This window comes from Actinophytocola algeriensis (genome assembly GCF_014203735.1).
GTDB lineage: Bacteria > Actinomycetota > Actinomycetes > Mycobacteriales > Pseudonocardiaceae > Actinophytocola > Actinophytocola algeriensis.
Window position 1 is genome coordinate 574,061 of record NZ_JACHJQ010000005.1, and the last position, 20,064, is coordinate 594,124.

23 protein-coding genes and 4 tRNA genes are annotated in these 20,064 nt (G+C 66.3%); 15 read left to right on the top strand and 12 right to left on the bottom strand.

Features of this window, described 5'->3' with window-relative positions; genetic code table 11:
* The first annotated feature begins 3 nt into the window (after window positions 1–3).
* From FHR82_RS25175 to FHR82_RS48050, 3 genes are all read left to right on the top strand, one after another.
* The gene (locus FHR82_RS25175) at window positions 4–255 is read left to right on the top strand and encodes a hypothetical protein (protein WP_184812963.1); all 252 of its coding nucleotides are present in this window, start codon (window positions 4–6) and stop codon (window positions 253–255) included.
* Window positions 256–555: 300 nt separating this feature from the next.
* Window positions 556–849: a hypothetical protein gene (locus FHR82_RS25180; protein ID WP_184812964.1), complete on the top strand. Its 294-nt coding sequence runs from the start codon at window positions 556–558 to the stop codon at window positions 847–849.
* 587 nt (window positions 850–1,436) lie between these two features.
* Window positions 1,437–1,634, top strand: a complete 198-nt coding sequence (locus tag FHR82_RS48050; RefSeq protein ID WP_221464227.1) for an alpha-hydroxy-acid oxidizing protein — start codon at window positions 1,437–1,439, stop codon at window positions 1,632–1,634.
* A 12-nt stretch (window positions 1,635–1,646) separates the two neighbouring features.
* On the opposite strand, the gene FHR82_RS46435 is transcribed toward FHR82_RS48050, so the two are convergent.
* The 4 genes from FHR82_RS46435 to FHR82_RS25200 all read right to left on the bottom strand — a co-directional run bounded on the left by FHR82_RS46435 (window position 1,647) and on the right by FHR82_RS25200 (window position 3,191).
* Entirely contained in the window at window positions 1,647–1,778 is a 132-nt protein-coding gene (locus FHR82_RS46435; protein WP_260418084.1) for a hypothetical protein, read from the bottom strand.
* Window positions 1,762–2,349, bottom strand: coding sequence for a permease-like cell division protein FtsX (locus FHR82_RS25190; protein ID WP_184812965.1), 588 nt, complete (start codon window positions 2,347–2,349; stop codon window positions 1,762–1,764). Before FHR82_RS25190 ends, FHR82_RS46435 begins: the two co-directional genes overlap by 17 nt.
* A 186-nt stretch (window positions 2,350–2,535) precedes the next feature.
* Window positions 2,536–2,904 (bottom strand): hypothetical protein, encoded by a 369-nt coding sequence (locus FHR82_RS25195; protein WP_184812966.1) that lies wholly within the window; start codon window positions 2,902–2,904, stop codon window positions 2,536–2,538.
* A complete protein-coding gene (locus FHR82_RS25200) occupies window positions 2,901–3,191 on the bottom strand; it encodes a tetratricopeptide repeat protein (RefSeq protein WP_184812967.1) in 291 nt (96 codons plus the stop codon). The genes FHR82_RS25195 and FHR82_RS25200 overlap by 4 nt, the downstream gene beginning before the upstream one ends.
* Window positions 3,192–3,328: 137 nt before the next feature.
* Here FHR82_RS25200 and FHR82_RS45280 point away from each other — a divergent pair, with 137 nt between their 5' ends.
* The 3 genes from FHR82_RS45280 to FHR82_RS25215 all read left to right on the top strand — a co-directional run bounded on the left by FHR82_RS45280 (window position 3,329) and on the right by FHR82_RS25215 (window position 6,588).
* Window positions 3,329–3,526 (top strand): hypothetical protein, encoded by a 198-nt coding sequence (locus FHR82_RS45280; RefSeq protein ID WP_221464228.1) that lies wholly within the window; start codon window positions 3,329–3,331, stop codon window positions 3,524–3,526.
* A 450-nt stretch (window positions 3,527–3,976) separates the two neighbouring features.
* Complete coding sequence (locus FHR82_RS25210) at window positions 3,977–5,365, top strand: hypothetical protein (RefSeq protein ID WP_184812968.1); 1,389 nt, start codon at window positions 3,977–3,979, stop codon at window positions 5,363–5,365.
* On the top strand, window positions 5,365–6,588 hold the full coding sequence (locus tag FHR82_RS25215) for an outer membrane protein assembly factor BamB family protein (protein WP_225944528.1): 1,224 nt from the start codon (window positions 5,365–5,367) through the stop codon (window positions 6,586–6,588). Before FHR82_RS25210 ends, FHR82_RS25215 begins: the two co-directional genes overlap by 1 nt.
* Before the next feature lie 579 nt (window positions 6,589–7,167).
* Here the strand turns inward: FHR82_RS25215 and FHR82_RS25220 are convergent.
* Window positions 7,168–7,518 (bottom strand): hypothetical protein, encoded by a 351-nt coding sequence (locus FHR82_RS25220; RefSeq protein WP_184812970.1) that lies wholly within the window; start codon window positions 7,516–7,518, stop codon window positions 7,168–7,170.
* Between the two features lie 21 nt (window positions 7,519–7,539).
* On the opposite strand from FHR82_RS25220, the gene FHR82_RS25225 reads away from it, so the two are divergent.
* The 4 genes from FHR82_RS25225 to FHR82_RS25235 all read left to right on the top strand — a co-directional run bounded on the left by FHR82_RS25225 (window position 7,540) and on the right by FHR82_RS25235 (window position 10,726).
* A complete protein-coding gene (locus tag FHR82_RS25225; protein ID WP_184812971.1) occupies window positions 7,540–7,830 on the top strand; it encodes a transposase in 291 nt (96 codons plus the stop codon).
* On the top strand, window positions 7,827–9,011 hold the full coding sequence (locus tag FHR82_RS25230; RefSeq protein WP_221464229.1) for an IS3 family transposase: 1,185 nt from the start codon (window positions 7,827–7,829) through the stop codon (window positions 9,009–9,011). Before FHR82_RS25225 ends, FHR82_RS25230 begins: the two co-directional genes overlap by 4 nt.
* Before the next feature lie 155 nt (window positions 9,012–9,166).
* Complete coding sequence (locus tag FHR82_RS48055) at window positions 9,167–9,421, top strand: helix-turn-helix domain-containing protein (protein ID WP_376706443.1); 255 nt, start codon at window positions 9,167–9,169, stop codon at window positions 9,419–9,421.
* Window positions 9,422–9,697: 276 nt separating this feature from the next.
* A complete protein-coding gene (locus tag FHR82_RS25235) occupies window positions 9,698–10,726 on the top strand; it encodes a tyrosine-type recombinase/integrase (protein ID WP_221464230.1) in 1,029 nt (342 codons plus the stop codon).
* 14 nt (window positions 10,727–10,740) lie between these two features.
* On the opposite strand, the gene FHR82_RS25240 is transcribed toward FHR82_RS25235, so the two are convergent.
* The 5 genes from FHR82_RS25240 to FHR82_RS25260 all read right to left on the bottom strand — a co-directional run bounded on the left by FHR82_RS25240 (window position 10,741) and on the right by FHR82_RS25260 (window position 12,861).
* Window positions 10,741–10,815, bottom strand: a tRNA-Val gene (locus FHR82_RS25240).
* Window position 10,816: 1 nt separating this feature from the next.
* A tRNA-Cys gene (locus FHR82_RS25245) sits at window positions 10,817–10,888 on the bottom strand.
* 46 nt (window positions 10,889–10,934) lie between these two features.
* Window positions 10,935–11,007, bottom strand: a tRNA-Gly gene (locus FHR82_RS25250).
* A gap of 93 nt (window positions 11,008–11,100) precedes the next feature.
* Window positions 11,101–11,526: an SsgA family sporulation/cell division regulator gene (locus FHR82_RS25255; protein ID WP_184812972.1), complete on the bottom strand. Its 426-nt coding sequence runs from the start codon at window positions 11,524–11,526 to the stop codon at window positions 11,101–11,103.
* 1,263 nt (window positions 11,527–12,789) lie between these two features.
* Window positions 12,790–12,861 (bottom strand) — tRNA-Val (locus FHR82_RS25260).
* A 70-nt stretch (window positions 12,862–12,931) separates the two neighbouring features.
* Between FHR82_RS25260 and FHR82_RS25265 the strand changes: the two genes are divergently transcribed.
* Window positions 12,932–13,831 (top strand): hypothetical protein, encoded by a 900-nt coding sequence (locus FHR82_RS25265; protein WP_184812973.1) that lies wholly within the window; start codon window positions 12,932–12,934, stop codon window positions 13,829–13,831.
* Window positions 13,832–13,900: 69 nt separating this feature from the next.
* Here FHR82_RS25265 and FHR82_RS25270 read toward each other — a convergent pair whose 3' ends face one another.
* Window positions 13,901–15,322 carry an LVIVD repeat-containing protein gene (locus FHR82_RS25270; RefSeq protein ID WP_311771264.1) on the bottom strand — a complete coding sequence of 474 codons (1,422 nt, stop codon included), beginning with the start codon at window positions 15,320–15,322 and terminating at the stop codon, window positions 13,901–13,903.
* Between the two features lie 111 nt (window positions 15,323–15,433).
* Here FHR82_RS25270 and FHR82_RS25275 point away from each other — a divergent pair, with 111 nt between their 5' ends.
* The 3 genes from FHR82_RS25275 to FHR82_RS25285 all read left to right on the top strand — a co-directional run bounded on the left by FHR82_RS25275 (window position 15,434) and on the right by FHR82_RS25285 (window position 18,803).
* A complete protein-coding gene (locus FHR82_RS25275; RefSeq protein ID WP_311771265.1) occupies window positions 15,434–16,093 on the top strand; it encodes a DUF305 domain-containing protein in 660 nt (219 codons plus the stop codon).
* 123 nt (window positions 16,094–16,216) lie between these two features.
* Window positions 16,217–18,241, top strand: a complete 2,025-nt coding sequence (thrS, locus tag FHR82_RS25280) for a threonine--tRNA ligase (protein WP_184812975.1) — start codon at window positions 16,217–16,219, stop codon at window positions 18,239–18,241.
* Window positions 18,242–18,251: 10 nt separating this feature from the next.
* Complete coding sequence (locus FHR82_RS25285) at window positions 18,252–18,803, top strand: HIT family protein (protein WP_184812976.1); 552 nt, start codon at window positions 18,252–18,254, stop codon at window positions 18,801–18,803.
* Between the two features lie 55 nt (window positions 18,804–18,858).
* Here the strand turns inward: FHR82_RS25285 and FHR82_RS25290 are convergent, their stop codons facing one another.
* Window positions 18,859–19,425: a YceI family protein gene (locus FHR82_RS25290; protein WP_184812977.1), complete on the bottom strand. Its 567-nt coding sequence runs from the start codon at window positions 19,423–19,425 to the stop codon at window positions 18,859–18,861.
* A gap of 92 nt (window positions 19,426–19,517) precedes the next feature.
* On the opposite strand from FHR82_RS25290, the gene FHR82_RS25295 reads away from it, so the two are divergent.
* A complete protein-coding gene (locus FHR82_RS25295; protein WP_184812978.1) occupies window positions 19,518–20,021 on the top strand; it encodes a MarR family winged helix-turn-helix transcriptional regulator in 504 nt (167 codons plus the stop codon).
* Window positions 20,022–20,064 lie beyond the last annotated feature (43 nt).

Consider the following 20,064-nt stretch of genomic DNA (forward strand, 5'->3'; position numbering starts at 1 on the left):
ATAGTGTCCACCGTGCGTACGACGCTACCTAGCCTGAAGTTGACCTGCCTTGAGGGTGACCAGTGTTCTGTCTACCTCGAGCCTTGGGGCACGGAGTACATCCTGTTGAAAGGCGATGTCTTCCACGTTCAGACGGAGGCCTTGGCGTCGGGCGACGTCGAGATCAGCTATGTGAACGGTGGGATCTCGATCGCGTTCCATGTCGACGTTCCCATCTACATCACCGACGGCACGGGCCGGAGCTTGCCGATCTGATGTTCGTCGGCGCCGCCCAACGTTCAATCTGGCGGCGCCGACCTCGTCGAGGTGGGGCCCGTTCGGCGACCGATGCGATCGTGGGGCGAGCATCGACTAGGGGCGATGAGGTGGCGTGTCCTGCTTGTGGGACGCCGACGGGTCGGGGTCCACGCGAGGACCGCATGCGCCGGGTCGCTGAGTTCATGAACGACGAGTTCGGCTACATCTGCTCCAATTGCCCTGTCCCGGTCTGCTTGGCGTGATGGCCGCCGACGTCCCGGTCACACAGCTGCCCTCTGGTTGTGGGTAGCTCAAGGCGTGGACCCCCGTCCGGCCGACGCGCTGCCGGAGGATGTGGCCGGCGAGGAGTTCGTGCTGGCTAACGCGTCGCTGTGCTGGCTCACCGCCAGCACGGACTCGCGGCATGGTGGGGTACGCGCTCGAGGCATGGGCCGCGACCCCGGGCGAACTACGGCGTGCCGACGGTGGCGATCCAGTGCGCGCACGATATCGGCGTTCGGCGGACCCGAGCAGGCGAACACGATCGGCCGCTGGACCGGTGTCGAGAACCGCAGCGGCCACTTCGCCGCGGTCGAGTACTGGCGACCCTGATCGTCGACCTCCGGCGTCGAGGTGGGTGGGGCAGTGAGACTGTGCAAGCTTCGAAGGCGCGCGGCAATGTGCGTCACGCGCGCGGCGAGGCGCTTGCGTACGTGTTGCCGCCGGATCTCGGTCCTCCGGCCGTGCGTGGCCGCCGGGGCGGCGGTGCTTCGTGTGGCTCGAGCGGTTCATATGTGATGAAGGAGAAGGAGAAAATCGGGAGAGTTCACTATGCCGTTAATGGGGGTAAACTGCATTCAACGGGCCTGAGCTACCCTGCTTTGTGTAGGAGGTTCTCGATTTCTGCAGGTCAGGGAATGGCGATAACGACGCTGGCGGACAAGTCCACTTGTCGTTAGGTCAAGGGGTCGCCTCTCCGGGTGCGCCTGCGCAGAGCGTCGAGATCCTACATCGTATCGTGTCGTCGACCTCTTGATAATTGCTGTCGGGAGGCGTTCTCGAAGAAGGCGTCTGATAGCACGGAGCGCCCCTTTAGTCGCTGGCGACGTGCCGTGTCATGTCGGCGTTCGAGCCGGTGACGTGCTGGTGGTCTCGAACCACAGTGGCCGCCGACTCGACGGTGTGACCCAAGTATCGCGGTGCTGCCGGGAGTCGTCGACGCGGTCACGGGAAGGTGCCGGATACTGCGCGACAGCGGCATTCGCTCCGCTGTAGACGTACTGTGCGCTCTCGCACTGGGCGCGATGGGCATGCTCCTCGACGGGTTCGTCCTGTGTGGACTGGTAGTGAACGGCGCGGACGTATCGTCCCTGGTCACTTGTCGTGGCGACCGATGAGGAAGGGTTGCGTTAGTCCGCGACGGTGATCACGACGTTGCCGATCTTCTGCCCGGTCTCCACGTACCGGTAGTCGTGATGCCGGACGTCGACCTGCGTGGTGGCCCACGCTGATCGACGCCTCGCCTTATTGCGGAAGCTCACATCCCGCGGTGACGCTGTCGATCGTGGAGAACTTGCCGGTGATCGCGTCGGCGAGGTCGCCCGGGTAGACGCCCTCGGCGGGCAACAGCGTCACCGACGCGGGCAGTGCCTCCGGGCGGGCCATCTCCACCAGGTCCGGCTGTTCGGCGAAGATCTCCTTGAACCGTTCGTACGCTTCCTGCTGCGTCTCTGTCCGCACCCAGTCGATCCGGTCGTCCTCGTCCAGTGCTTCTGCGGCCTGTCGCATGGCGGAATCCGGGTCGTCGCCGTCGAAGAAGGCGATCACTGTCTGCCTTCCGCCCCGGTCGAGGCAGTACTTCTGGATCGCGTCCTCGCCGGTGTACTCACTGCCGCCGATGGCCGGGGAGTCGCCTGCCGGGGGTATCCACGGCTTGCTCGCGGCGTCCTCGTCGTCGCGCAGCAGAAAGAGCGTCACGCCGGTGCCGATGCCCGCCCCGATCACCAGTGCGGCCGCCACGATCAGCCAGACCAGCCGTCGGCGCGACCCGGTCGCGGCTTTTGGTTCCTGGGCAGGGGATTCGTCGGGGAGACCGCCGGCGTGCTCGTCCATGGGCACATGCTGGCACAGCCAGGTGATCATCCGTGGCGATTTGGTCAATCCGAAGTACACCGGCTATGCGATCTTCGATCGTTGGACGAAGCGTGAGACGTTGCTCGCCTCGGAAGGCGGTTCCGGACGTCGGCCTTGGCGGCCAAGGGGCGCCATTCGCGCGGATGGCTGACCGGCATCCTCGCGTCAGTCGTTCTGGTCGGTGTCGGCGGTTATGTCGAACACCTCCTCACCGCCGAAGGTGCTGGCGGCGTCCAGCAATTTCTTGAGCATGACGCAGGCGTTCTTCAGCTGCCGCTCACGTTCCAACATTTCGACGACGCTCGGCCAGTGCATCGTCCGGCCCGCTACGGCACTTCCCACCGTCGCGATCGGCACCTCGGATCCCTGGTACTGCCACGTCCCGAGCGTCACGTCCGCGAACTTGTATCGCCGCACGAGCTCGGATTCCTGGGGAGTCAACAGCAGCTGAAAGCTGAGGGAGAAGTCGACGCCCTTGTGGCCGCCGAAAACGCCGAGCCGGTCCGACTGGTCACGTTTGATGCTGAGTTTCATGATGTCCCTCGGTGTCTGGCTTTCAGGAGGTCGGCGAGGATACTATGCGGAAGTTCCCAGTCCGGATCCAGCCGGATGGCCTCGCGAAGGAGCGGTTCGGCCTCGGCGTACCGGCCTTGCTCGGCGAGCATGTTGGCGAGGTGGCAAAAGGCCTCGCTGAGAGTGGGTTCGATACGGATCGCGTCGCGGAAGGCGACTTCCGCTTCCGCTTTTCTGCCTTGGTCGTACAGGGCGCGGGCCAGAAAGTAGGACCCGTCAACCAGCAGCGACATCGCCGCCGAGTACATCGCCGACACCCTGCACGCCGTGCATGGGCAGTGGGCCGGGCACAACCGCAACACCACCAAGAAGGGCCAGCCGCTGACCGCGGTGGGCAAGGTGCAGCGCATCGACAGCCTGCCCGGACATCCCCGCGCTCACCGCGATGCTGCGCGACGACGTGCGAACCTCGATGCCACCCACACCGGGCCTGTACATCGGCCGCGACATGGTGGTGAACTACTGGATCGAGCGCGGCTTCGAGGGCATGGGTCCCCTGCGCACCGTCCAGACCTCGGTGAACCGCCAACCTGCCGTCGCCTTCTACGACTGGCAGGCGAAGGAGGGCGCCTACCGCCCCTGACGATCGACGTCCTACGCATCACCGACGGCGCGATCACCGAGATCACCACGTTCCACGACGACCGGTTCCCACGACTGGGCCTGCCGGACCGCCTCCCCGGCGGAGTAGTCCCGTGTGGACGCTCGCGCTACGCGGCGGCGAGCGCGTCCCTGACGCCCCGGCACACTGGCACGACGCGTTCGCCGTCGTCATCCGAGAACGGATACAGCTGGAACTACGCGGCGGCGAGCCAGGGTCCGTCCTCGACCGAGGCACCGGCTTCTGGCTACGCGGCACCGGCGTCCGCGCGCTATACAACCCCGCCCGCCGCACGGCAAGGGTGCGCATCGTGACGCCACCGGGCCGGAATGGATGCGCACGCCTCGCGCGCAATAGTCCGAAATACGCCCATCGAGTGTGAGAACGGTAGTACCCTACGCAACCTCAGGCACCTGAATGGGGGAGCGGGGCATGGCTTTCGAGGACCAGCTGGACCAGACCGTCGAGCGGATCATCGACGAGGCCATAGATTTCTACATGTACTGCCTCGGGTGGACCCGACACGGCGGAAACTACATGAACGAACTGATGCACGGCTGGGAGATCACGCCACCGGGGAACCCGTCGCGAAGGTCCGGTGGGCTGTGCCTGTGCAACGGCCAGCCGGAACACTACGCGTTCGAGTACGGCGAGGGGACCAACGCGGCATCCTTTGTCTACGCGCACTTCGAGGACACAATCCGGGACGTTTTCGAGTGCTGGCGGTCCATTCCCGACCCGAAGGACTTCGAACCGCATCTGGACAACCTTCTCAATGGTGCCTGGTTCATCTCGCTAACCACGCAGGGAGACAAGATCAGCGAGATCGGCAACATCGAGATGGAGAAGATCAAGACCCTGCAGTCGCGCATCGGGAACGATGACATGGGCGGGACGATGATTCTGACGTTCGAGCAGAACTTCGTCACCCCGCTGCCCGCGGTCATCCACGGCCAGTACGCCGTCGTCGTGCTCGTCGCCACGACGTTGCTCGCCGAGCAGCGGATCTGGGTCAAGGCGCGGGAGGACGTTCTCTCGATCGCCGACAAGACGCACGCGGCGATGAAGGAGCGAGGGACTGCCAATGTCTTCGACCTCGGTACGATCACCGCGTTCATCGATCTGCTCGGCATGCTGCCCACCGGGGCGAAGCCCATCCTGAACAAGGCCGGAGAGGCGCTGGGCCCGCTCGCGACGTTACTCGGCATCAAGGACTCGCCGAGCAAGCCGCCGGTCGAGTTCGCCGGCGACTGGCCGAAGGACGTCATCGACAAGACCAATGCGGCGCTTCGGAAACTGGCCGAGACCATCAAGGGTCGCGAGCGGGTCATCGACCGTCAGATCAAGGAGGCGATGCGGACGGTGGTAAGCCGCAGCGGCTCGTTCGACCTTCCGAAGCCGGAGGTGCTCTCCGAGACGCAGATCGACGGCATGGCGGTCAACCTGGAGACCCTGAAGTTCCTCGCCACGAACACGATGCCGGTCATCGAGAGCCAGCTCAACAAGGCCGCGGACCTGGTCAACGCCTCGCGATACGTCGGAGGTCACTGGTACCGGCGGGCGGAGCTCAACACGTGGGACACCGAGTACGGGCCGTATGACACGTGGTCGGCGCTGGCCGACCTGGCCGAAGGACTCATCACCGACCTCGCATGGGAGGTCAAGGAGTCCGCCACCCACCTGTCGCTCGCGGCCGACGACCTGGGGCGGACCGAGGCGGCCATCGAGGCCTCGATGGCCAAGCACGCCGAGCAGCTCGGTGGTGGCAGCGGTCACACGCCCATCAAGGACGCCAACGACTGGCTCGAATCGGGTCAGTGATGGTTGTGGACCGGAAGAAGTCGGCCCTGTGGATCGCAGTGGGGGTGGTGGCCGCGCTGGCCGCCGTCCTCGTGGTGGTGCTGGTCAGCCGGGACGAGGACCCGCCGCCACCCGGGACCCGAGCCGAGCTGGCCCCACTGGCGCTGTCCGATCGCGTCTGGACGGCCGATGGCGTCACGCTGTCACTCAACCGGGGGAGCATCGCCCTGCGCGACGGTCGGCTGCTCGCCCGCACGGAGGAGGGCATCGAACTCCTCGACGTCGGGTCCGGCAAGGCCCTGTGGGCACAGGCCGACCAGGCGGACCTGCCGGGCAGGACCGTCGCACTGGACCTGAGCGCCAGCCCGCGGCTGCCCCTTCTGGTGGGCAACGGCGTCCTGGTTGGCTACAACGTGTTCCAGTGCGATCTGGTCGAGCCGGGTGTGGCGTTGCTGTCGGGCGATACCGGCGACGTGGTGTGGCAGACACCGACGACGCCGGCGGAGGGCTGCGCGCAGAACAGGGTGGGTTGGAAGCAGGAACTGTGGGCGGCGGACGACACCACGGCCCTGGTCACCGTGACACCGAACGACGGCAGTCCGGCCGACCTGGCACAGGTGCGGGTCGTGGCCCTGGACGTGGCCACCGGTCAGCGGAAGTGGGAACACCAGGGCGCGTGGCCGTACGCCACAGCCGGCGGCGTCGCACTACTGTCGACGACCAAGCCGCTCCCGGCCGGACGCTTCACCGGCTCCGGCACGGTCACCGCGCTCGACCTGGCCACCGGGCAGCCCACGTGGAGCGTCGACGACGCCCACCTGGTGCGTACGGCCGGTGACTTCGTCGTGATCGTGACCACAGACAAGACCGTTCGGGTCCTGGACGCCGCCACGGGTCGCGAGGTCGCAAGACTCCCCGACGCAGACCCCGAGTCGTGCGTCGCCGACACGACGCTGGTGGCATGCCAGGCCGGCACGCGACTGGTGACGTTCCGCCTGAACGACAAGGCGGTGAAGACCGCACCGCTCGACACGGGCACGACCCTGCTGTCAGTCGTCGAGGGCCGCGTCTCGGTGGAGAACCCCCGACGGAACCCGCCGATCGTCACGATGGACCGCACGGGCCACGTCGTCGACGAGAAGCCGCCCGGCGAGCTCATCGCCATGACAGACGACCTGCTGCTGGTCAGGGTCACCCGATCCGAGGACGACGATTTCCTGGCCGCCTACCGGCTCAAGGCCTAGTCCGAAGCACAAGAGGCCCGTCCCCTGGTGGCGGGCTTCCCGGTGCCGGGTGCTTTCCACGATACGGGCGCTGAACGTGCCGCCTCCGCCGCCGTAGGCCCCGAGTACCGCGCCGTAGATGTGTTCCCAGGCCACGCGGCTCACGTCGCGGGCGGCACGCCGCGGTGCGGAAGGCCGCGAAGACGGGGTTCAGCTGTGATGAAGGAGAAGGAGAAAATCAGGAGAGTTCACTATGCCGTTGATGAGGTAAATTGCATTCAACTGACCTGAGCTACTTTGTTTTATGCAGGGGATTCTCTATTTTCGCAGGTCGCGGAAATATGCAAACCGCGCTGGGGGTCAAGGGGTCGCTGGGGTCGATCCTGTCGGCCTGACGGACTGTTGGTTCGGCGTGTTTGTGCAACTCAGGGGTCTGCTCGTCTCTGGTGTCGATCTTATCGGGTACTCGTCTGCGGGCCGGGTGCGTCGACGCCGGGGCGCCGTGCGCCTGATGCTCTCGGGACCTATACTTGGTGAAATCGCCACCGAGAATTGGGTGTGACTTGCCAATCTGGCCTTTCCCTCTGTCCGTTCTAGCGGTCAGGTGGTGGGAGGTTCAATGGCTCGGATTCCGGACATGTGGTGGTGGATGCGGATTATGTCATCGATGAGCATGATGACGGGGGTGGTCGGTGTGCGGCTTTCTGCGAACTCGGTCTGCAGTTTTGTGAGTAGTACGGGCCAGAGAAGTTCTGCTAGTCGTGGTTTGTCGATGGGTATTCGCATTTGGCCGAACGGTATCTTGATGTCGTGGTGATGTTCGCGGGCCTTTGTCAGCTTGTCGCGTAGTTCTTCTTCCCACATCTGGGTTGTCGCGGTTGAGTCTGTTAGGGCGGTGGCGGCTTCGACGAGTTCGTCGTCGGTGAGCTTCCCCCAAGATCGTGGAGGCATGGACTATGAGGATCATGTGTCATGCCCGAGAAGAGGCGGAAGTTCGACCGGGAGTTCCGTGAGGGAGCTGTTCGGATCGTCCGCGAGACGAACAAACCGATCGTCCAGGTAGCTGCTGACCTGGGGATTCGTGCCGGGACGCTGGCGAACTGGGTGAAGCAGGACAAGATCGCGCGTGGCGAGAGCGAAGGGCTGAGCGGCGACGAGCGGGCCGAGTTGGCCCGGTTGCGGGCGGAGAACGCCGAGTTGCGGATGGAGCGCGATGTCCTCAAGCGATCGGTGGTCCTGTGGGTGAAGGAGGCGACGCGGTGAGCCTGGCCGCGTTCATCGCCGACCAGAGGACCAGCCATCACGTGCCGCACGCGGTCGCTTGCCGGGCTCTGACCGTGTCGGAGTCCTGGTTCTACAAGTGGAACTCCCGCCGGCACCAGCAGGCGCCCACGCGGGCCGAACAGCGGCGGACCGAGGTTGACGCGGCGGTCGTCGAGGCGTTCGAGGCTGCTCACGGTCTGCACGGTTCGCCGCGTGTTCACGCCGACTTACGTGCCGATGGTTGGGTAGTGAGCGAGAAGACGGTGGCGAAGTCGATGGCCCGCCAAGGCCTGGTCGCCCGAGGGAAGAAGCGGCGGAAGAATCTGACTCGGCCGGACAAGCGGGCGGTGCCGTTTCCGGATCTCGTTCAGTGGGACTTCGCCGCGTCGGCGCCGAACATAAAATGGGTTGGCGACATGACCGAAATCCCCACCGACGAGGGCAAGATCTACCTGTCGACGGCGATCGACCTGTTCTCCCGCCGGCTGCTCGGCTACGCCACCAGCGCCCACCCGGACGCCGAACTCGCTGGTGAGACCATGAAGATGGCCGTCGCCGCCCGCGGCGGGAAGGCTCGGGTGGCCGGGGTGATCTTCCACTCCGACCGTGGATCGACCTACACCGTGCACGATTTCACTGTGCTCTGTGACAAGCTCGGCATTCGGCAGTCGATGGGTCGGACCGGGTCGTGTTTCGACAATGCTGCAGCCGAGTCGTTCTTCTCAACGTTGGAACACGAAGTGCTCTCCCGACACCATTTCAAAACCCGGAAAGAAGCACAACAGACTATTGTCGAGTGGGTTGTCGACTTCTATAATCGGCGACGTCGTCGCAGTTCCTGTGGCATGCAGTCCCGATCGACTACGAGACCACTGCGGCCAACCGAGCCGCATAGAGGAGTCCTCCACGGTTCGGGGGGAAGCTCACAGGATGTTGGGTCTGCCGCTGATCCGTCGTCCCTCGGCAGCGGTGTCGCTGACCCGGAAGAGCGGGAACAGCGTGCCGCGGGTGTGGAGGTCTTGCAGGTCCTCGAGTGTGAGGGACAGGCCGCGTTTCTTGGCTTCGTCGATGAACTGGCTGGCGTCGAACAGCGCGTCCTGTGTGAACACCGCCGGGATCGCCAAGAGATCGAGAGAGGACACGTGCGCGGTCGTGGGTGCTCTGCGCGACTGATCGGATGACGCGGATGCGGACACCTGTTCATCCTCGGCTCAAGGTCAGCCCCTCGGGTGTCCGGACTCACCTCCGTTGAGGAATTTGGGTCCTCGGTGTCCCCACGGGGCCGATATTTCGGAGTTCAGGGGTGTCCGGTTGGAGGGGGTTGGGAGGAGTTGTGGTGGGTGAGAGGTTGTTGTTGACGCCGGGGCAGGCGGCTGAGGTGTTGCAGGTGCGGGAGTCGTGGTTGCGGCGGCGGGTTGCGGAGCGTCGGGTGCCTTGTTGTTTTGTGGGCAAGCATCTGCGGTTCTCGTGGGCGGATCTGGAGGCGATCGTGGCTGACGGCGCTCACCCGGCCAGAGTCGCGGGCCCGCACCACCGTCGCCGTCCTTTGGATCGCGACCGTCCGTCCGGTTCACCCGATCGGCGGGCATGACCACATACGGCCTTGCTCTCTCGGGGCTACGGAGCGTCCATGGTGCCGTGCCCCAATCGTTCGTTCGGGGCTGTCCTCAGTCGAGGAAAGAGTGATGCTGAATGGCGTGGGTGGAGAAGCACGGGTCGGGGTTCCGGGTCCGATCGGTTGCCGGACGGGAGCGTCCCGTCTGAGCCCGGGTTCAGTACGTACCGTGCGGCGGCCGATCGCGCGGCTGATGTGGAGTCCGAGCAGCGGACCGGGGCGTTCGTGGATCCGCGGTTGGCGCAGACGTGTGTGGGGGAGTGGGTCCGGCGATGGTCGGACGCGCACGATGTCGGTGCGGGGACGTGGGCGAAGTACGACTCGCATCTGCGCAACCACATCCTGCCCCGGTTCGGCGAGGTGGAATTGGGTGAGATCGGGCGGATGACGGTGAAGGCGTGGGTGAAGTCGCTGCGCCGGTCGCTGGCCGAGCCGACCGTGCGGGATGTGGTGTCGCTGTTCTCGACGATCATGAACGAAGCGGTCGACGAGGGACTGATCGCAGCGAACCCGTGTCGCCGACTGCGGGTCAACACCGGCGCTGGTGATGAGCGGCCTGTCGCGACACCGGAGCAGGTGGCGTTGATCGTCGGGCGGGCGCGGTTGATGGATCGTGTGATGATGATCATGGCCGCTTATGGTGGGATGCGGTGGGGTGAACTCGCTGGTCTGCAGTGGCGGCGGGTCGACCTGGACGGCGGCCACTTGAGCACCGACGCCAAGGTTGGGGCCCTGCACGAAGTCGGTGGAACGTTGACGTTGGGGCCGCCGAAGACCAAGGCCAGTGTCCGTACCGTGCACCTGCCGCCGTTCCTGGTCGACCTGCTCGCCGAGCTGCGAGAGTCACATCCCGGGGCCCGGTATGTGTTCACGGCGGTGGAGGGTGGATGGCATCGGCGGGCGAACTTCCGGCGACGGGTCTGGCTGCCCGCCGTCGCAGGTGACGTCAAGCGTGGCTGGAACCCGATCGCACCCGGTCTGCACTTTCATGACCTGCGTCACACGCACAACACATGGCTGATCGAGGACCACGTTCCCGACGTGCTGCGGCACCGCCGGATGGGACACCGGCAGAAGGGCGTGTCCGGGATCTACTCCCACGTCACCCCACCCATGATCGCCGCGATGCTCGACGGGCTGCAGCGACGGTGGGAGCAAACTGGGAGCACGGACGTGGGTGACCACTACTGGGACGCAAGTGTGGTCAAGATCAGTTGCTCCCAATCTGCTCCCACAACGCAGAAACGGCCTGTCGGTGATGATCACCAACAGGCCGTCTGACCAGCGCGTATGTCTGGTGGGCGATACTGGGATTGAACCAGTGACCCCTACCGTGTCAAGGTAGTGCTCTCCCACTGAGCTAATCGCCCGAGGCGGCGGCGGGAATCGAACCCGCGTACAGGGCTTTGCAGGCCCTTGCCTAAGCCACTCGGCCACGCCGCCGTGGCTACCGCGTGGAGTTGGGGGTTATGGGAATGGCCCCTTCTCGAGCGGACGACGGGATTCGAACCCGCGACCCTCACCTTGGCAAGGTGATGCGCTACCAGCTGCGCCACGTCCGCGAAACCTGGGGCTGTGGAACGGATTCCGTGTTCCCCGTGGTGTGAGCGAAACTCTATCCGATGCCCATATCGACGATCACAGGGGGGTCCCTGTCACGTCAGGTCGGTGGAGATGAGGTGGGTCAGCGCCTCATCGACGTTCACCCAGAGGTGCTCGTTGCCCGGGACCACGACGTCGTACGTGCGGTCCAGGAAGTCGGCCAGCTCCTGTGCCGATGCCTCGAACACGGCGTGCCCCGACGGCGAACTGAGCTCGATGACGACGACCTCGGGGTCGTCGACCGCCGGCCGGATCCGGACGTCGCCGTTGCCTGCTTCCGCGATGAGTCCGTCCGCGAGCAGGTCGCGGGCGAAGACCCACTCGACCCATCCCGCCCGGCCGGTACGGAAGGCCGCGACAACGGCGTATGGATCGCGCGTGTCGTAGCGCAGCTCGACTTTCACCGGGACCGCGGGCGTCCGCGGCGCGAGAAGGTCGAACACCGCTGTTGAGCGGAGCGTTACGTGGTCGTTGCGCATTGTCGCTACCCCTTTTCTCCCTTCTCAGCCTGGAAACGACTGAGCCCCTGCCCCTGTGACGGCTGGAGGACCCCTTTCGATCGCATAATCCTCGCAGTTCACCCATCTGGGTCAGCATTTTCGGCAGAGCGCACCCGGTTCGCGACGCTCCGTGAGTCGTGCCGGTCCGTCAATCGCCATGCCGGCGAGGATCGGCTGCGCCCCGGTAGCGCCGTGGCCCGGATGTTGCTCGTGCCAACCGGCAACTTACCTCAGGGTAGGGCCATACATCCCGCAGCGAACCAGAATTTCCCCTAACCGGACACCAACTTGAGTCGGGAAGGAACCTGGTGACACGCCAGGGTGAACAAGGGCTGACCCATACGGGTGATGAATAGTCCAAGCAGGACGGTGCTCGTCCTGGCGGTGATCAAAACCGGTCTGCCGCGACTCACCTCAAAGTGGACCTGCTTCACCCGATGGTGGGCTAAAGCCACTCCAACTAGGTGATTTCGACGACACGGGCGCAACGTTGAGTGTCGACGCGACTACGCGCATCTGCGGCCGATGGTGTGACATGGCCTCTGACCAGCCGGAAATCGACGGCGTCTGAACGTATGTCACGCGAGCGTGACCGTCCATTGCCGGATAGGCATCACATGGCGAGTTTGTGATGCGTGCCACAGCGGCTGTGAAGGCAATTGTCGACGTCGCGGAGCGGCGGTTCCGGTCTGCGGCGATGACAGGGCGTAGCCGGCTGTGTCCGAATCGGGTGTGGGCGCAGTGGGCTGGCTGGGCGAGCCCGGGCTGGTCGCGGGTGCACCGGCGAGATGGGGTGGAGGTGGCAGGAGAACAGCTGTCGAGGGCGCCTATCGGGACCTGGAAGCGCTGGACGGTTGCGACGTGGATGGGAGGCGGTGAGGAGGTCGGCGATGGGGACGTGGGCAGGAGGACTGGAGTGATGGGCGGGAGTGCGGACGACTGGGAGGCGGGAAGGGGCTGGGCTGCGGGAGCGTAGGGCGGGAGCGCTGAGCGTCAGGAGAACTGCGAGGTGAGGGGCTGCGAGCTGGGCGATGCGGGGGCGAGGTGGTTGGCCGGCGATCGCGGTCAAGGGGTGGTTGCCAGGGGACGACGGCCGGAGGGTTAGGCCGGGGGTGGGCCTCAGTGGCCGATGCTGTGGTGCCGGGCGCCAGGGATGCTGCACCCCAGGGGCACACCCCGGAAACGACAAAGGCCGACCCGGCTCGCGTTTGACTGCGAGTGATGGGTCGGCCTTCGGAGGGGTGGGCGATACTGGGATCGAACCAGTGACCTTTCCGGTGTGAGCGGAACGCTCTCCCGCTGAGCTAATCGCCCCTCAGCGATGCGGGAAGACTACCGGATGCCTCTCGTGGGGGTTCGCGGAGGGTCACCATATGATCTTCGGGTGCCTTTACCTGCGGCTAAGCCGTTCGCTGTCCTTGCTGTCGCGGGGTTGCTGGTCGCTGGGTGTGCCGGGGAGGAGGCGCCGCCGAGCGTGTTCTCCTCCGGGCTCCTCGGGGCGCTTGGGAAGGTTCGGGGTAACCCGGACTCCCGGGTCGCCGTGGAGTACGGGGCGCCTGCTCGGGTTCGGGAGCTGGGGGAGCGGTATCGGTCCCTCGAGGGGTATGGGTTCGGGACCATCGTCAACACGGCGAAGCTCGTCGACGACGCTGTCGGGGTTGATCCCGGGGCCTTCGATGAGGCGATTCTGGTCGGGCAGCCGCCTCGGTGGGGGGCCGTGTTGTGGGGTGACTACGACGTGGACACGGTGAACGACCGGCTGGGCGAGATGGGGATCGAGCGGGACGAGCAGGACGGGGCTACCCGCTGGACCAGTGGAGCGGACTTCGAGATCGACTTCGACGGTCCGTTCATGGGTGTGGTGCAGACCAACCAGTTCAACTCGATCAGGACCGCTGAGGGGGCGTTCGCGTACGCGCCTGCCGCGGCCGGGGTCGACTGGGTCACCGACCCTGGTGACTCGACTCTGGCTGACGACGAACGAATGAGCGGGTTCGCGCGGTGTCTCGGGGACGTCGTCGCTGCTCGGATTGAGCAGGTGGGCGTTGGTGTGCGGGAGGACGGGACCGAGGTGTTCTGTCTCGAGGGCGAGAAGAGCGGCATCGAGCGGGCGTTGGACGGGGACGTGCCGTCCTCGCGGGAGCCTTGGGACGAGCTCCTGCCCGGCATGGAGGTCGAGCAGGACGGCGACCTCGTGCGGGTGACGGCGCCTGCCGACGGGGACGCGCCCGTCGGACGGGCGTTGCGGGCCATGGTGACCGGGGATCTTCGGGGTCTCGGGTGACGAGAAGGCCCCGCCGGGGTGAACCGGCGGGGCCTCCTGGATCGAACACGGTCTACACCGTCAGCACCCTCAGCGGCCGTAGCGGCCCTGGGTCTGGACGTTCAGCTCGTCCATCCGCACGTGCTTCGCGGGGTTCGTGCGCGGGTCGTTGATGCTGATGACATCAAAGCCCTTGCCGAGGTCGGACGAGAAGATGTAGCCGTTGTAGTAGTACGCCGACCAGCTGCCGCCGCCCGTGTCCGGGTCGGCCGCGGGGCCGCGCTCGATGAAGCCGATCTTCTTCGGCTTCGACGAGTCGGTGAAGTCCCAGACCTGGATGCCGCCCATGTACCAGGCCTGGACCATGATGTCCTTGCCCTTGACCGGGATCAGCGAACCGTTGTGCGCGACGCAGTTCTCGTCGTCGGTCTGGAAGCGGTCGATCTTGAAGTAGCTCTTGAACACGAGCTTGCGGTTGTCACCACGACCGACGATGTCGTAGATGCCGTCCGCGCCGCGCTCCTGGCCGATCTCGGCGTTGCAGGTCGCCGCGCCGCCGCCACCGAGCTCGTCGGTGAAGACGACCTTGGTGCCCGCGTTGTTGAACGTCGCCGAGTGCCAGAACGCGAAGTGCGCGTCGTCCTGGACGCGGTCGATCTCGCGCGGGGCGAGGCGGTTGCTGATGTCGAACAGCACACCGTCACCCATGCAGGCACCCGCTGCGAGGTCCTGCTCCGGGTACGCGGTGATGTCGTGGCAGCCCGTGGTGGCGGACGTGCCGTTCGGGTACGGGTTGCCGTCACCGGGGTTGCCGCCGTCCGGGAACAGGACCGGCGTGGCAGCGACCTTGGCCGCCCTCGGGTTGCGCAGTGGCACCTCGACGATCGAGATCTTGTCGTGCGGCGGCTGGCACTTCGAGATGGACGCCGACGGGCTGTACGACGACACGTACAGGTAGGCCGTCTTGTGGTCCTTCGACGGCACCAGCGTGTGCGTGTGCGAGCCACACGCGGTCTCCACGGCCTTGACGTACCGCGGCGCCCGCTTGTCGCTCACGTCGAAGATCTTGATGCCCTCCCAGTACGCCTTGGAGCCGTCGTTCTGGGACACCGAGTTGCACGAGTCGTCGCTGCGACGCGAGTCGGTGGACAGGAACACCAGGTCGCCGCTGATCGAGATGTCGTTCTGCGAGCCGGGGCAGAGCACCTGGCTCACGATCTTCGTCTTCCTGGGGTTCTTGATGTCGTAGATGGTGAAGCCGAGGTAGTTGCCGACGAACGCGTAGTGACCCTGGAACGCGATGTCAGTGCCCGTCGAGCCGGTGCCGGCGAGCGGCGCGGACGGCGGGATGTTCAGTTCGTGCTTCATGTTCGGGCTGCTGACGATCTCGTCCGCGCCCGGGAAGTCCTGTGCGGACGCCCCGGGAGCGGTGAGTACACCGATCGCCAGGGTTGCCGCGCCGATCGCGGCGACTGACACTCTTCGACGCCAGCCGCGCAGGGTGGAGCTCACGACGGTCCCCTCTCGTGCCGTTGGGATGACACATTATGAACAGTTGGGTCGGGAATAAACTAGATCTAATCTTCGGTAGGTCGGCAGATGGGAAACCGTTTTCCTGTGATAGTGACGAACTGGACATACCGGCTGGCCACGGCCGGTGCCGGGGTGGTCCTCACCCTAGGTGTGCTCGCCGGCTGCAGCAGTGAGCCACCGCCTCCGCCGACCAACTCCGCGCCCGTGATCGTCCCGGGCGCACCGGGGGAGGAGGCCAGCACGATCCCGCCCGGCGAGGCCTCCGTCGCCGAGCAGCCCGGGCCCAACGACGCGGACAAGGCGTTCATCACGGACATGATCGTCCACCACCAGCAGGCGGTCTACATGTCGGGCCTGGCGCCCGAGCGGGCATCGTCAAGCGACGTAAAAGGGCTGGCAAGCCGCATCCACGACGTCCAGGGCCCCGAGATCGACATGATGAACCGCTGGCTGTCCCAGCACGCGATACCGACGGTGAACCCGAACGCGCCGCACGGCCACGGCCGCAGCGGCGGGGACATGCCCGGCATGGCGACGCCTGAGCAGTTGGACGCCCTCGAGAAGGCGAAGGGCCAGGCGTTCGACACGCTCTTCCTGCAGCTGATGATCGCCCACCACCAGGGCGCGCTCTCCATGGCGGACGAGGTCCGGAAGAATGGCGTGGACGTGCGGGTCCAGGAGATCGCCGACGGCGTTACCGCCGAGCAGAGCGACGAGATCCGGCGCATGCAGAAGTGGCTGGGTGGCTGAGCCGGAAACCCGCAGGCCAACGCGCGGGGCGGCTCGGTAGCATCGCGGTGCGCTCGCACACTACGCACATGTAGTGCGCGAGAGGCACTCGTCGATCCCTTAACCGCACTGCCAGGAGTAATCGTGTCTGAGCCGCGTCCGTCTGCCGCCGAACCCACCCCGCGCGTGGTGGTGCCGGCCGGGACCACGGCGGGCGCAGCGGTCCGCGAGGCAGGTCTGCCCGGCAAGGGGCCCGACGCGATCGTCGTGGTCCGCGACGTCGACGGCCGCCTGCGTGACCTGTCCTGGACCCCGGACGCGGACGCCCAGGTGGAGCCGGTCGCGGCGGACACCGACGACGGCCGCTCGGTCATCCGGCACTCGGCCGCCCACGTGCTGGCCCAGGCCGTGCAGCAGCAGTTCCCGGAGGCCAAGCTCGGCATCGGCCCGCCGGTCCGCGACGGCTTCTACTACGACTTCGACGTCGACAAGCCGTTCACCCCGGAGGACCTGCAGGCGCTCGAGAAGCGCATGAAGCAGATCATCAAGGGCGCGCAGCGGTTCTCCCGCCGCAAGGTCGAGTCGGTCGAGGCGGCCAAGGAGGAGCTGGCGGCCGAGCCGTACAAGCTGGAGCTGGTCGACCTCAAGAGCGACGTGGACACCGACGAGGTCATGGAGGTCGGCGGCGGCGAGCTGACCGTCTACGACAACCTCGACCCGCGCTCCGGCGAGCAGGTCTGGGGCGACCTGTGCCGCGGCCCGCACGTGCCGACCACCAAGCACATCCCGGCCTTCAAGCTGACCCGCGTCGCGGCCGCGTACTGGCGAGGGGATGAGAAGAACTCGCAGCTCCAGCGCATCTACGGCACCGCGTGGGAGTCGCAGGAGGCGCAGGACACCTACCTGGAGCGGCTGGCCGAGGCCGAACGGCGCGACCACCGCAAGCTCGGCGCCGAGCTGGACCTGTTCTCCTTCCCGGAGGAGATCGGCTCGGGGCTGCCGGTGTTCCACCCGAAGGGCGGCATCATCCGCCGCGAGCTGGAGAACTACTCCCGGCGCCGCCACGAGGAGTCGGGGTACGAGTTCGTCAACACCCCGCACATCACCAAGGAACAGCTGTTCCTCACCTCGGGCCACCTGCCCTACTACGCGGACACCATGTTCCCCCCGTTGAAGTTCGACGAGGAGAACTACTACCTCAAGGCCATGAACTGCCCGATGCACCACCTGATCTTCCGGTCGCGCGGGCGGTCCTACCGGGAGCTGCCGTTGCGGCTGTTCGAGTTCGGCACGGTGTACCGGTACGAGAAGTCGGGTGTGGTGCACGGCCTGACCCGGGTCCGCGGGCTGACCATGGACGACTCGCACATCTACTGCACCAAGGAGCAGATGCCGGCTGAGCTGCGGTCGCTGCTGCGGTTCGTGCTGGACCTGCTCGCCGACTACGGACTGTCGGACTTCTACCTGGAACTGTCGACCAAGGGTGACACCGGCAAGTTCATCGGGTCGGACGAGGAGTGGGCGGAGGCCACCGAGACGCTGCGACAGGCCGCCGTCGACTCGGGCCTCGAGCTGGTGCCGGACCCGGGTGGCGCCGCCTACTACGGCCCGAAGATCTCGGTGCAGGCCAAGGACGCGATCGGCCGGTCGTGGCAGATGTCCACCATCCAGGTGGACTTCAACCACCCGAAGCGGTTCGAGCTGGCCTACACCGCCTCCGACGGGTCCCGCCAGATGCCGGTCGTGCTGCACCGCGCCCTGTTCGGGTCGATCGAGCGGTTCTTCGGCGTGCTGACCGAGCACTACGCGGGCGCGTTCCCGGCGTGGCTCGCGCCCGTGCAGGTCGTGGGCATCCCGATCGCGGACGAGCACGCGCCGCACCTGGCCGACGTGGCGGAGAAGCTGCGCGCGGCGGGCATCCGGGTGGACGTGGACACCTCCGACGACCGCATGCAGAAGAAGATCCGCAACCACACCACCCAGAAAGTGCCGTTCATGCTGCTCGCGGGCGGCAAGGACGTGGAGGCGGGCGCGGTGTCGTTCCGGTTCCGCGACGGCAGCCAGATCAACGGTGTGCCGGTCGACGAGGCCGTGCGCACGGTGGTCGAGTGGGTCGGGCGGCGGGAGAACGAGTCGCCGTCGGCGGAGTTGGTGAAGGTCGAGAACTAGGATCGGTCCCATGACCGGTGCGGAGTTCGTCGAGCAGGATGGCGTCGGGGTGCCCGACGCGTTGCAGCGCCTGTGGACCCCGCACCGCATGGCGTACATCAAGGGCGAGAACAAGCCGGTCGGCGAGGAGTCGGACGGGTGCCCGTTCTGTCGGCTGCCCGCGCTCGACGACGCCGACGCGCTGATCATCGCGCGTGGTGAGCTGGTGTACGGGGTGCTGAACCTGTACCCCTACAACCCCGGGCACCTGATGGTGGTGCCGTACCGGCACGTCGCCGACTACACCGACCTCACGCCGGCGGAGACGACGGAGCTGGCCGAGTTCACCCAGCGGGCGATGACCGTCGCCAGGGCGGTGTCGGTGCCGCACGGGTTCAACATCGGGATGAACCAGGGCGTGATCGCGGGGGCCGGGATCGCCGCGCACCTGCACCAGCACGTGGTGCCCCGGTGGGGTGGGGACTCGAACTTCATGCCGGTGGTCGGGCACACGAAGGTGCTGCCGCAGCTGCTGGGCGACACCCGGGCGATGCTGGCGAAGGCCTGGGCCGAGATGGCGTGAAGGACCCGTCCGGTGTGGACGGGTCCTTCGTCGCGGTGGGAACTCGGGGCCGGGCTCAGGCCTCCGGCTGGCGGAGGTAGGCCTCCACCTCGATGTGGATGTCGACCTTGTCGGCGACGACGGCGATGCCGTTCTGGACGCCTTCCCAGTTGACGTTGAAGTCCTTGCGGTTGATCGACGCGTTCGCGGTGAAGCCGGCGACGGTGCGGCCGTCCGGGTGCTGGCCGATGCCGTTGAACTCGAAGGTCAGCGGGACGGTCTTGGTGACGTCCTTGAGGGTCAGCTCACCGTCGAGGACGAACTTGTCGCCGTCCTGGCGCGCGCCGTTCGCCTTGTAGGTCATCGTCGAGTACTTGTCGGACTCGAAGAACTCGGCGGAGCGCAGGTGGCCGTCGCGGTACTCGTTGTTCGTGGTGATCGAGTTGAGGGCGACCTCGACCTCGATGCTGGACTCGAGCGGGTTCTCGGCCGTGGTGATCGAGCCGGAGAACTCGGCGAACCGGCCTCGGACCTTCGTGACCACCAGGTGGCGGACGACGAAGCCCACTTCGGAGTGCGAGGGGTCGATGTCCCAGGTACCCGCGACGTAGCCGGGGATCTCGACGCTGGTGGCGCTGCTCATCGGGAAAGGTCCTCCTGTGGAGATAGTTGAACGATCAGCTATCCGTGACCGTACACCTAGTTGATTGAGAGTTCAACAAGTACACTGGGGGCATGTCCGAGACCCGATGGCTGTCCGAGCGCGAGCAGGAGATCTGGCGTTCGTTCCTGTCGGCGACCATGGGGCTGACCGACGCGCTCGCCCGGCAGCTCCAGCGGGACGCCGCGATGCCTCACGCCTACTACGAGATCCTCGTCGCGTTGTCCGAGGCGCCGGACCGCACGCTGCGGATGAGCGAGCTGGCCGGCGTCCGAAACTCCTCCCGCAGCAGGCTGTCGCACGCGGTCGCCCGCCTCGAGGAGGCGGGCTGGGTGCGCCGCCGCGACTGCCCGACCGACAAGCGCGGCTCGTTCGCGATGCTGACGGACGACGGGTACGCGGCACTCGAGGCCGCCGCCCCCGGGCACGTGACCGAGGTGCGGGAGAAGCTGTTCGACCAGCTCACCCCCGAGCAGGTGGAGCAGCTGGGCGAGATCAGCAGGGCCATCCAGCGCGGCCTCGGCACCGCACCCGCGGTGACGTGCCCGAGCCTCACCGCGGAGGGACGCGCGTCCTGACCCACGGCAGACAGAACCGTCCGGTGTCTGGACTGAGTGAAGC